The organism is Nocardiopsis codii, assembly GCF_036327455.1.
GTDB classification, from domain to species: domain Bacteria; phylum Actinomycetota; class Actinomycetes; order Streptosporangiales; family Streptosporangiaceae; genus Nocardiopsis; species Nocardiopsis codii.
Genome location: NZ_JAUZMY010000050.1, coordinates 23,662 through 34,698 on the forward strand (window position 1 = coordinate 23,662; position 11,037 = coordinate 34,698).

Annotated in this window: 12 protein-coding genes, 1 tRNA gene and 1 rRNA gene; 5 read left to right on the forward strand and 9 right to left on the reverse strand. The window is 68.7% G+C overall.

Annotation, left to right across the window (positions count from 1 at the left end):
• The first annotated feature begins 66 nt into the window (after positions 1–66).
• Both pknB and Q8791_RS29960 read left to right on the forward strand, forming a co-directional pair.
• Complete coding sequence (gene pknB, locus Q8791_RS29955; RefSeq protein WP_330095212.1) at positions 67–1,893, forward strand: Stk1 family PASTA domain-containing Ser/Thr kinase; 1,827 nt, start codon at positions 67–69, stop codon at positions 1,891–1,893.
• 219 nt (positions 1,894–2,112) lie between these two features.
• A complete protein-coding gene (locus Q8791_RS29960; RefSeq protein WP_330095213.1) occupies positions 2,113–2,367 on the forward strand; it encodes a cell division protein CrgA in 255 nt (84 codons plus the stop codon).
• Positions 2,368–2,629: 262 nt separating this feature from the next.
• Here the strand turns inward: Q8791_RS29960 and Q8791_RS29965 are convergent, their stop codons facing one another.
• Positions 2,630–3,304 carry a rhomboid family intramembrane serine protease gene (locus Q8791_RS29965; protein WP_330095214.1) on the reverse strand — a complete coding sequence of 225 codons (675 nt, stop codon included), beginning with the start codon at positions 3,302–3,304 and terminating at the stop codon, positions 2,630–2,632.
• A gap of 10 nt (positions 3,305–3,314) precedes the next feature.
• Between Q8791_RS29965 and Q8791_RS29970 the strand changes: the two genes are divergently transcribed.
• Positions 3,315–3,485: a hypothetical protein gene (locus Q8791_RS29970; protein WP_330095215.1), complete on the forward strand. Its 171-nt coding sequence runs from the start codon at positions 3,315–3,317 to the stop codon at positions 3,483–3,485.
• Positions 3,486–3,781: 296 nt separating this feature from the next.
• Here the strand turns inward: Q8791_RS29970 and Q8791_RS29975 are convergent, their stop codons facing one another.
• Positions 3,782–4,306 carry a peptidylprolyl isomerase gene (locus tag Q8791_RS29975; RefSeq protein ID WP_330095216.1) on the reverse strand — a complete coding sequence of 175 codons (525 nt, stop codon included), beginning with the start codon at positions 4,304–4,306 and terminating at the stop codon, positions 3,782–3,784.
• 329 nt (positions 4,307–4,635) lie between these two features.
• Between Q8791_RS29975 and Q8791_RS29980 the strand changes: the two genes are divergently transcribed.
• Positions 4,636–5,235, forward strand: coding sequence for a hypothetical protein (locus Q8791_RS29980; RefSeq protein WP_330095217.1), 600 nt, complete (start codon positions 4,636–4,638; stop codon positions 5,233–5,235).
• Positions 5,236–5,398: 163 nt separating this feature from the next.
• On the opposite strand, the gene Q8791_RS29985 is transcribed toward Q8791_RS29980, so the two are convergent.
• The 5 genes from Q8791_RS29985 to Q8791_RS30005 form a co-directional block, all read right to left on the reverse strand.
• Positions 5,399–6,040, reverse strand: a complete 642-nt coding sequence (locus tag Q8791_RS29985) for a DUF1707 and DUF4870 domain-containing protein (RefSeq protein ID WP_330095218.1) — start codon at positions 6,038–6,040, stop codon at positions 5,399–5,401.
• Between the two features lie 225 nt (positions 6,041–6,265).
• Positions 6,266–6,691, reverse strand: coding sequence for a WhiB family transcriptional regulator (locus Q8791_RS29990; RefSeq protein ID WP_407942082.1), 426 nt, complete (start codon positions 6,689–6,691; stop codon positions 6,266–6,268).
• Between the two features lie 913 nt (positions 6,692–7,604).
• Positions 7,605–7,677: transfer RNA gene (locus Q8791_RS29995), tRNA-Ala, on the reverse strand.
• 246 nt (positions 7,678–7,923) lie between these two features.
• The gene (locus Q8791_RS30000; protein WP_014912962.1) at positions 7,924–8,046 is read right to left on the reverse strand and encodes a DLW-39 family protein; all 123 of its coding nucleotides are present in this window, start codon (positions 8,044–8,046) and stop codon (positions 7,924–7,926) included.
• A gap of 186 nt (positions 8,047–8,232) precedes the next feature.
• A complete protein-coding gene (locus tag Q8791_RS30005; RefSeq protein WP_330095219.1) occupies positions 8,233–9,066 on the reverse strand; it encodes a helix-turn-helix domain-containing protein in 834 nt (277 codons plus the stop codon).
• Positions 9,067–9,526: 460 nt separating this feature from the next.
• On the opposite strand from Q8791_RS30005, the gene Q8791_RS30010 reads away from it, so the two are divergent.
• Positions 9,527–9,835, forward strand: a complete 309-nt coding sequence (locus Q8791_RS30010; protein ID WP_330095220.1) for a hypothetical protein — start codon at positions 9,527–9,529, stop codon at positions 9,833–9,835.
• 759 nt (positions 9,836–10,594) lie between these two features.
• On the opposite strand, the gene Q8791_RS30015 is transcribed toward Q8791_RS30010, so the two are convergent.
• Positions 10,595–10,756, reverse strand: coding sequence for a hypothetical protein (locus Q8791_RS30015; protein ID WP_330095221.1), 162 nt, complete (start codon positions 10,754–10,756; stop codon positions 10,595–10,597).
• 169 nt (positions 10,757–10,925) lie between these two features.
• Positions 10,926–11,037 (reverse strand): 5S ribosomal RNA (rrf, locus tag Q8791_RS30020); the annotation flags it as partial.

Genomic DNA, 11,037 nt, shown 5'->3' on the forward strand with positions numbered 1-11,037 from the left:
AGAGACGCTCAGGGTAGGCGGCGGCCCACGGGCGGCTTCCGGAAGACACAAGGATCAGTGCACGACATGTCCCAGCCCCGGCTCCTTGGCGGACGCTACGAGCTCGACGTCGTCGTCGGGCGCGGCGGCATGGCCGAGGTCCACCGCGCGCGCGACCTGCGGCTCGACCGGCTCGTCGCCATCAAGACCCTTCGACACGACCTGGCACGCGACCACATATTCCAGGCGAGGTTCCGACGTGAGGCACAGTCGGCCGCCTCCCTGAACCATCCTGCGATCATCGCCGTGTACGACACCGGCGAGGACATGGTCGAGGGGGTGTCCCTCCCCTACATCGTCATGGAGTACGTGGACGGGCGCACCCTCAAGGAACTCCTGGACGACGACCGCAAGCTCCTGCCGGAGCGGTCGGCGGAGCTGGTCGACGGCATCCTCAAGGCGCTGGAGTACAGCCACGACAACGGGATCGTCCACCGGGACATCAAACCCGCGAACGTGATGCTGACCCGCAACGCCGAGGTCAAGGTCATGGACTTCGGCATCGCCCGGTCGATGAACGACGACCAGGCGACCATGACCCAGGCCTCCCAGGTCATCGGTACCGCCCAGTACCTGTCGCCCGAGCAGGCCCGCGGTGAGCGGGTGGACCCGCGCAGCGACATCTACTCGACGGGGTGCGTGCTCTACGAACTCCTCACGAGCCGTCCGCCGTTCACCGGCGACTCCCCCGTGTCGATCGCCTACCAGCACGTGCGCGAGGACCCGGTGCCGCCGACCGAGGTGGATCCGCAGATCCCCGACTGGCTCGAGGACATCACCCTCCGGGCGATGACCAAGGACCGCGAGGAGCGCTACCAGAACGCGGCCGAGATGCGCGCGGACATCCAGCGCGGTCTGGCGGGGATGCCCACGCAGGCGGGCACCATGGCGATGGCCACCGCCGGGGCCACGACGGCGCTGCCCCCCGCGAACGACCGGTACGACGACTATGACGACTACGACGACGACTACGACGACCGGTACGACGACCGGAAGAAGGGGGGCGCGGGCAAGACCGCTCTGTGGGCGCTCCTCGCCGTCGGCGTGATCGCCTCCCTGATCCTGGTGTTCTTCCTGTTCAACCGGGGCCCTTCGGACCCGGACACGGTCGCGGTGCCGTCGGTCGCCGGGTCCACCGAGGAGGAGGCCCGGGCGACCCTCACCGAGGCGGGCTTCGAGGACATCGGCACCGAGTCACAGGCCGACGACGAGGTCGAGGAGGGCACGGTCATCGAGACCGACCCCGCCGCCGACAGCGAGGTGGCGGTGACGGAGCAGATCGTCCTGATCATCTCCTCCGGGCCGGGCGACGTCGCGATCCCCTCGGTGGGGGGGCAGAGCGAGGCCGACGCGATCAGCACGCTGAACGAGGCCGGCTTCGAGGACGTCACCTCGGAGCAGCGCGCGGACGACTCCGTCGCCGAGGGCAACGCCATCGGCACCGACCCGCCGGCGGGGGACGAGGCCGCACCCGACACCCGGATCACGCTGTTCATCTCCTCGGGTCCCGACCAGGTGGCGGTGCCCGACCTGCGCGGGATGACCCAGGCCGGGGCGGAGTCCGCTCTGGGCCAGGTGGGGCTGACCGGCTCGTTCCAGGAGCAGGAGACGACGGACCAGCCGGCGGGCACGGTCATCGCCCAGTCTCCCGAGGCGACGCAGATGGTCGCGCCGAACACCACGGTGAGCGTCACGATCGCGACGGCACCGGAGACTCCGGAGCCGCCTACCGGTTCGGATGAGCCGCCGGGCTCGGAGGAGCCGCCCCCCGGTTCGGATGAGCCGCCGGGCCCCGATCTGCCGGACGGCTTCGTCTTCCGGCCACAGGACTTCCGTTGGGAGCAGTGGCAGTAGGAGCCGGAGAACGGACAGCCGATGGTCCGCACCCCCAGGGGGTGCGGACCATCCGCGTTCCGGGGGCGCCGACGGTCGTCCGGGGGCGTGTGGCCTGCGGCGTTGCCGTCCGGTCGGACCCGCCCGAAACCCCGGGCATCCCACCGGTGACGCGGGCGCCGCCCTGGGCGTAGACTGTGTTCTCGTTCCGAACCGCCCCACCGTACTGGAGCAGCGACCGTGCCCAAGTCCCGCAACGATCGCAAGAAGAAGGCTGTTTACACTCCGCCTCCTTCCAAAGAGAAGCCGAAGGTCAGTCCGCGTTGGCTCGTGCCGACGATGCTGGGTTTCTTCGCCCTCGGCATTCTCTGGATCGCGGTCTACTACATCGCGGGAGACTTCGTCCCGTACATGCAGGACTGGCACAACTGGAACCTGCTGATCGGCTTCAGCGGGATCATCGTGGCCGTCGTCCTGTCCACGCGCTGGCACTGACCCCCGCCCGGCGAACACCTGACCGACCCGCTGCCCTCCCGGGCGAGCGGTGTCGTGGTTGTGCGCGGCACACGGCCTCCATCAGGCACGTGTACCCAGCCCTCTCTAGGGCCTGAACAGCCAATATCCACGTTTTCCACAGGGTTATCCACAGGCTGTGGGTAGCTCTGTTCGTCATGCCCGGACCAGGGTGGAGCGGTCCTGGACCCGGGACGACGGTGGCCCCGGAGGTCTCCCTCCGGGGCCACCGTCGTGTGCACCGTCAGCCGAGGACGATCACCGGCGCCGCGACCACCAGGACCACGAGCAGCGCCGCGAACCCGGCCACCAGGAGGGCGTGCGTCAGCGTCCGTGTGGAGGCCTTGGCCGACCTGCCCGGCAGGTACGCGAACACGGCACCGACGGCGAGCCCCGCGACCAGCCCCCCGATGTGCGCGGTCCAGGAGATGTTCGGGACCACGAAGGTCAACACGAGGTTGACCCCCATCAGGACGAGCACCATCCGCAGGTCCAGGCCGAGCCGCTTGCCGATCACCAGCACCGCCCCGAAGAGGGCGAAGATCGCACCGGAGGCGCCGACCGAGAACTGGACGGGCGCCACCAGGAGGCTGAGGACCGATCCGGCGAGCGCGCCGACCACCCAGAGGGCGAGGAACCGCCCGTGCCCCAGCCAGCGCTCCAGCTGCGTTCCGAGGACGTACAGGGCGTACCCGTTGAACAGCAGGTGGAAGATACTGCCGTGCAGGAACGCCGCGGTGATGAGCCGGTACCACTCGCCGGCCATCACACCGCGGAGCGTCCCGTCCTCCAGCCGGCCGAGGCCGAGCATGGCGAACTCCCGGATGAGCCCGGAGGCCCCCGCCTGACCGATCGGGTCTGACGTGCCCAGCTGGGCGATGAACCCCGCCGCCATGAGACCGAGGAGCGTCCAGGTCACGTAGGGCTTCGTGACGGTCCTGCCCCCGAAAGGCGTCCGGGTCCGGCGCACGGTCCGGTTCCCCTCCGCGACGCACCGGGGGCACTGGAAGCCCACCGACGCCTCCACCATGCAGTCCGGGCAGATGGGCCGTTCGCACCTGGTGCAGCTGACCCCGGTCTCCCTGTCGGAGTGCCGGTAGCAGGTGCGCGGGGCGGTCGGCCCCGGTTCCGGTGCCGCACCGGACGGAGGTGGGGGCGCGGTCATGGTCTGTCACTCACTCCTCGGTGTCCTGGCGTTCTCATCGGATCCCTAGGCCGCGTTCCGCGGATCATTCCGGGCTCGCGTCCCCCAGGCTGCCCCTCGCCGCGCCGACTGCGCTCGGACAGCCAAACCCGGGCTGACCCGCGCTACCCGTCTTGCGAGAGATGGCCTGGAAGCCGCTCGCGTCGATCGGCGCAAGCGCCGAGTCAACCGAAAGCATCCACAGAACACGCCCTAGCGGGTGATCTCGATGCTGTTGATCACCACGTCCTCGCGGGGACGGTCCTGGGAGTCGGTGTCCACCCGGGAGATCTCGGTGACCACGTCGTCGCCCTCGACGACCTCACCGAAGATGGTGTGGCGGCCGTCGAGCCAGTACGGCTTCTCCACGGTGACGAAGAACTGTGAACCGTTGGTGCCCGGGCCCGCGTTGGCCATGGCCAGCAGGAACGGGCGGTCGAAGCGCAGCTTCGGGTCGATCTCGTCCTTGAAGGTGTAGCCGGGGCCACCGCGCCCGGTACCCAGCGGGTCCCCGCCCTGGATCATGAAGCCGTCGATGACGCGGTGGAAGATCGTGCCCTCGTACAGGCTGCTGTTGGACGGCTTGCCCGTGGTCGGGTCGATCCACTGCTTGCTGCCGTCAGCCAGCCCGATGAAGTTGGCGACCGTCTCCGGAGCCTCCTCCTCGAACAGCTTGACGACGATGGTTCCCTTGGAGGTGTTCAGCCGCGCGGTGGGCTGACCCTTGGAGTCCGACACCTACGTGCCTTTCGATCGACTTCGTTTACGTGCTCACGTTACCCGTCCGCCTCCCGGGCTCAGCCGTTACCCGGTGGACGGCCCCCGGGCAGGGAAATGTGGGACGGAGCATGCTCGTGTGAGGTGAGAGACGCCAACACGTGGGAAGGGGACAGGCAGAAAACCCGTCGGCTGGTGTCGAAACTCCGATCGCCGACGGAGAGGACGTATGTTGAGATAACACCCGGATAACGGGGCAGGACGACAGGGAGCCGCCCAGTACGGCTCGACGCGTCGGTCCCCCGGGTGGAGACCGTAGAGACCGGTGAACGACCGAAGGAGCTGACGACGTGCCTATCACTGCCAAGCGTCGCAAGGCACGCAAGGAGGCGGAGGCGACCCTCGCCCGCCTGCAGGACCTGGCCAAGGAGCAGGCCGACAGGCTCGGCCCGTACGCCGACCAGGCACGGGACCAGGCCACTCTGAAGCTCCTCCAAGCGCGCGGCTGGACCGCCCCCCGACTCGAGACCGCCGCGTTGCGTGTCGAGGACACCGTGGCGCCGCGCGTCGCCGGGCTCCTCACCGCGGCAGCGCAGCGCGTCGACCCGCACCCGGGCCGACGGGGGCTGCGACTGCTCCGTCGCGGACCGCGCAGGGTCCCCCGCGGGATCCTGATCGGCGGCGCCGCCGTGGTCGGCGGCGTGGTGGTGTACTCGCTCATCCGCCTGCGGCAGGCGTCGCAGGACGCGGAGTGGCAGGAGCACCTGGACCAGGCCCGCGACCAGGTCCGTGAGACCCGCGAGAACCTGGAGGAGAAGGCCTCCGACGCGGCCGACAAGGCCTCGGAGACGGCCAAGGCCGCCAAGGGCAAGGCCAAGGAGGCCAAGGAGACCGTCCGCGCGGCCTCGGGGGACAACCGCGCACAGGAGAACGGGCGCCCCAACCGGTAGCGGCCGGGTGACGGGTACCCGATCGGCACGACGACACGACGACTGACGGACCACCGCGTCCGGTACGGGGTGCACGGCCCCGCCGACGCGTTGGTCCCATCCCCTCAGCCGGGACGGGTCCTCCCGCCCCGGCTTCGTCGTGCACGGGGTCGGACGTGGCCGGTCAGTCGTCCTTGAGGAAGCGGTAGGGCGTCGGGTAGCGCCAGTTACTGCCCATGAGGCTCGCCACGGACGCGATGGCGGGAAGGACGGCCCAGCCCAGGGCGATGGCGATCACCGCGAAGATCGGCAGGACCAGCCAGAAGAGAAGCAAGCTCGCGAGCCCGCCGACGATACAGAAGAGCTGGAAGTTGAGGGACTCCATGGCCTGGCGCCGGACGTACGGGGAGATCCGGTCGCTCGCCAGGAACAGCACCAGCGGCGCGACGACGGGGAAGAGGTAGTTCCCCCCGTGGCCGATCGCGGCCACGACCCGCTCCACGGGAGTGCTGGGCAGCGGCTCCTTGGGACCCGGCCCCTGCGGGTCTGCCCGGGCGGACGAGTCGGCCGAGGTGGCCGCCGAACGGTGCGGGGAGCCGTGCGGTGTCACACCGAGGTCCTCGGTGAGCGGGGCCAGGTCGGCACCGAACTTGGCCTTCATGGCCAGGCCGGTCCGCTCGTCGAGCTCCTCCTCGTCGAGCTGCCCCTGACTGAAGGCCTCCTGGAGGACCTTGATGACGGAGTCCCGTTGGGCGTCTGTGAGGCGGATCTGCGGCTGGGCCTGCGGTTCCCAGGGCCGTTTCGCCGGATACTGAGGGTCCTGCACGGCCACTCCCACTCCCAACGACGACGGGAGTACGGCCAGTTCAGCCGTACTCCCACCATCATGCGTCACATGTCGGACCACCGCCATCGGGGCCGTCCCTGATCCTTCCCTGATCCCGCCCTCCCCCCAGGGGTGGAGGCGGGCCACGACTTTCGTCTGTGCTGCCGGGATCCGGGGCGCCCCTTCCCCGATGCCCCGGCCGGGTTCAGCGGCCCGGGCCGCCGGTCAGACCCGTACCGCGACCGGGACCGGAACGGCTTCCGTCACGTGGACCGGAACCGTACCGGACGCGGGGGCGGTCTCGGGGTCCTCCAGGGGGACGACCGCGGCGGCCGGCAGTGCCGCCCCCGCGAGGGGGACGTCCTGCCGGGCCTGCTCGGCCTCGTAGCGCCGCTCGGCGCTGGTCAGCAGGTCGTACCAGTTGACCACGTCCTTGCGCCGACGCAGAAGGGCACGGCGCTCCCGTTCGGTCATGCCTCCCCAGACACCGAACTCAATACGGCTGTCGAGCGCCTCGGCCAGGCACTGGGTACGCACCGGGCATCCCCGGCAGATGAGTTTGGCGCGGTTCTGCGCCGCACCCTGCACGAACAGGGCGTCAGGATCGATCTCCCGGCATTTGGCACGGGCTGCCATCTTCTCATTCCACATGTTGCCCCACTCCCAAGATCAGCATGTGTGGTGATCGGAAATCCGCCGATCGACGCAACCGTCGGCGGTGAGGAGAAACGGACCGATCCGGTGACGGGGGCCTGAGCACGCACGGGGGGCCGTGCAGCTCATCTTCGGCGGTCGATCGTTTCGGCGCGTTGTCTTCCTCGTTGTCGCTGGTGTCGAAACTACGGATCGTCCCAGTTCACCAACAGACCCCAAGAGGCCTATTTCTCATATGGCCCAGTAGGACCATTGCACTTAGGGGAAGTGTCATCATACACACACGCAGAGTCACTGCATGTGGTACGAGCAGGCCCACGTAACCGGAATGAAAGGTCATGGGCAGACCATTCACCGACAAGCCCTATGACCTGCGACTTCATGTCATCCCATGAGCGACTGCCCCCACCCGGACGCGCCCGGGTGAAGTGGACTCTCCGTCATCCTTCTCACCCGATCGGACTATACGCACTCCCGGGGCACACACGATCCGCAACCCCATGCGCCACTCATTTCGCCCCCCGGTCGGGCGAAGTCGGCACTACTCATTGGTAACCGAACATATTTCTTACCTTCGACCCCAGCTCCCATTGAATGCGGGCACATGTCCCCATTCGGGTTTTTCTCCCTAAAACAGCCATGGAGTGATCTTCGGTCCGCCCCGCCGCGCGGATCCGCTTTCTGTCGGCGGGACGCCCGTCGAGGACCCGCGGATGGCAGGTGGAGGCCGTCGGAGCGGCCGGAGACGGCCAGGAGGGAATGAGGGGAGGGGAGAGTGCCGGGGGCCGCCCCAAGGGGACGTGGGGGACGCGACCGCTGCCGGCGTCAACCGGCCCAGGCGACGGGAACGCGAAACGGGGACCCCCGCGGGGGTCCCCGTCAACAACGTCTGATCTGCGTGTTCCCGCAGTGGAGCCAAGGGGAGTCGAACCCCTGACCTCCGGTATGCAAAACCGGCGCTCTGCCAGCTGAGCTATGGCCCCGCCGAACCAGGGCTCACGCCCAGGTCGCTATGCAGAGCATACCGTCCTCGGAGGCAGTTGCGATCATGGGGCCTCCGCGGAGGACCCGTGACAGCACAAAGCCGTGGGTCGCGCCACGGGATTGTCGGCCCACCCACGTCTTCGTGTCACTGATGAGCGGGCTCCGGGACGGCGCGCGCCGCGCCTGTCCACGGTTCGCCCGGTGGAAACCCCCCGGCCGCTCGCGGCTGCCAGGCGGCCCGGTGGTCAGCTCTCGCTGGCCGCCGTGGCCTCGGTCCACAGGTCGAGCTCGGCGCGGTCCGCCTGGATCTTGCGGTAGACGGCGAAAGCCCCGAGGGCCACCAGCGCCAGAACGATGATCTTCTTCACTGTCTGGACCCTTTCGTTGATCCGGTGCGTGCACACGGGCTCCCGCCCGGGGGACGGGGGCTCCGTAGAGAACTTTATGAGGTTGTCACCTAGCAGACTAGCAAGCCATCAGGGGCGGTCCCTGCCACGGTGGACCGATTCGCACCAACTTCTGGCTTCGATCCCTCCCCGCCGGCGGACAGGACATCAGGTCAGCAGCGCCATCCTCCGCAGGATCCCGACGGTGGCCTGTGGAGACGCCGCGATGTCGGTGAGTTGGGACCACACCCGCTTGCAGGCGCGAACGGACTCCTCCGCCTCCACGATCGACCCTCCCTGGGTGGCGTCGACGTAGGCGAGCGCCGACTCGTCCTCGTCGAACTCCAGGACGGAGAAGGGGCCGGCCACCCCGGGATGGGGTCCGGCCGAGGTGGGCAGCAGCTGCACCGTCACCCGGTCCGACTCCGTCACGAGCTCGACGATCCGGGAGGTCTGCGCCCGGAGCATCTCCCGGTCGGACGCGATCCTCTGGAGCGCGTCCTCCTCGACGATCGCGTGGTAGCGCTCGAGCCCGCCGTGGTCCAAGACCTCCTGGCGTTTGAGGTGGGCCGCGACCATGCGGTCCACCCCGCGGTCCCCGTGCCCCATGGCCCGTGCCACCGATGCGGTGTAGTCGGGGACCTGGAGGAGGTCGGGGACCAGGATGCCCGCGTAGGACTGGACGGACACGGCGCCGGCCTCGTTGCCGACGTAGGCGGAGGAGACCACGTCCTCGTACTCGGTCCACCACGGCCGGAGCCTGGACTCCCGGACGAGCGTGAGGATGGCCTCCCGCTGCCCGCCGGTCACCCCGTACAGCCGGAGGAGGGCCGAGATCTCCATGACGGAGGGCCACTTGCGGATGCCCGTCTCGATGTGCCCGAGCTTGGCCGGGGACCACTCCAGCTCGTCCGCGACATCGCTGAGGGTCAGGCCGGCCTGCACTCGGCGGCGGCGGAGTTCGGCGGACAGCCGCCGACGACGGACCGTGGGACTGGTCATGAGGCTGATCCAATGACGCAGAGCGATGGAGGTAGGCCACAAGCGAAACACGATATCTAGCATCTAGCAATGCGTTTCTAGAAAAGAGCGGCCGATTCGATGCATTACAGCACCCAGCGCACGACACCCGCGTCGGCAAACCTGCCTTTTGTCACAATAAGTAGCCATGATGGGAAACGGGGCCCACAATAACACCCTCAACAACACAGGATTTCTTTGAGCACCTCAGTCACAGTGACACCATGGGTCACTCGGGATCGACGAACACCGACCGTCGGAGGCAGGCCAGGAGAACAACGGTTCGGAGGAACGGGACCACGCTGGGGGAGCGACCGGGCAGCAGGCGGGGTTCGACACCGCCTGTCACCTATGTCTCACCCTGATGCCAGCGGGAAGAAACCGCGTACGATGCTTGAGGTGCCTGCTGCGGCAGGCGTACCCGCACACATAGAGGAAACCCATGAGCTACCCCATTGACGACGCCGAGCAGCTGATCGCGAACGCGGAGGCCCAGATGCCCCCGAGTACCCGGTCCCGTCTCATCGCGAAACTCCGTATGGGGAGGCACATCGACGACGCGGCGACCGAGCTGGGCATCACCCCCAAACAGGTGTTCTCGACGGCCCGCGTCCTCACGGCCTTCGGCGACCAGCTCGACTTCACCCTCACCGAGCAGCGGGACCCGTCCCTGCCGCACGGCACCGTCACCGGGTACAACAAGCGGTGCCGTTGCCCCGAGTGCCGGAGCGCTCTCCAGCAGCGCGTCTGAGGCGGGAGGGGGAGGAACCGGAAAAGCACCGGCAGGGCCTTACCCCGTCCGGCCACGGTTCCTCCACCTGCGCCAACGTGTTGTTAACCCAGACTTCTCAAACCAATTCGGCCACCGCAGGCTTATTGGTCCGCAGTCTGGGAAAACCGCAGAACATGAACGAGCACGTGGACTGGTCGGCGATGAGCGAAGAAGACTTCGTTGTGCTGCTGCGGCAGCTCATCGACTCCCCGGAAGCCGACGAGGACTAAGGAAAAGCGGCTCACGAATTCCGGCCGCCTCCCCCGCGCACTTCCGAGCGCCCCGCTCCCCGGCGCTGCTGGTGCGGTGACCACACCCCCTGGTGCTCGTGGTCCCGCGGCCTCCGGCGTCTCGGTGCGGTGCCCGCGGTCGGAGTAGGGGATGAGGCGCTTCCCGTGGTGCCCGCGACCGGGCCACAGCTCCCTGGCGCCCCGGCTCCGGCCCCGCGTCTCCACTCCGCACCTCCGCGTCGGCTCCGCCCTGCCCCGTGGCGCCAGGGAGCCGTAGGAGAGGTCGTGGGGGTCGATCCACGCCCTCAAGGGCTCGGGAACGCTCCCCCGCCTCCTGGAGCCGGTGAGCGCCCGCCGACAGACGCGCGGGCTCGTGCGGTGGGTTGTCCACAGAACCCCACCACCCCTGGCACCACCCCACCCCCACACGCTTGACTGGAAACAAAGGGGGGCCACCCCAGCCCCCACCATCACCCCTGCCCACCACACACCCAGGCCGACAGGCCACTCAGACCGCCCCGGTCGCCCAGGTCGCCCAGGTCGCCCAGGCCGTCCAGACGACCGGGGCGACCGGGGCGACCGGGGCGCTCAGACCCTCCAGGCCGTCCAGGCCGTCCAGGCCGTCCAGGCTCCCACCGTCGAGCCCGGCCAGACCGACCAGGCCCTCCACACCGTCGGAACCCGCCCAAGCCGACCAAGAGCACCCGACCCCCGCGCCCAGCCGGCACCCCACCACACACCCAGGCCCGCCCGACCCCCACACCCCAGAATTCACAAACGCACAAACCCACACACAAAAAAAGGGGGCCGCCCACAAAGGCGACCCCCCCAAAGAAAAACCGTGGCAGCGACCTACTCTCCCACCCCACCACAGGGCAGTACCATCAGCGCAAGGAGACTTAACGACCGGGTTCGGAAAGAGACCGGGTGTGACCCTCCAGCAATAACCAC

Coding starts and splice junctions, on each gene's coding strand:
- Q8791_RS30010 (WP_330095220.1), top strand. CDS start 9,527: ATGAGCTACCCCATTGACGACGCCGAGCAGCTGATCGCGAACGCGGAG.
- pknB (WP_330095212.1), top strand. CDS start 67: ATGTCCCAGCCCCGGCTCCTTGGCGGACGCTACGAGCTCGACGTCGTC.
- Q8791_RS30005 (WP_330095219.1), bottom strand. CDS start 9,066: ATGACCAGTCCCACGGTCCGTCGTCGGCGGCTGTCCGCCGAACTCCGC.
- Q8791_RS29990 (WP_407942082.1), bottom strand. CDS start 6,691: ATGTGGAATGAGAAGATGGCAGCCCGTGCCAAATGCCGGGAGATCGAT.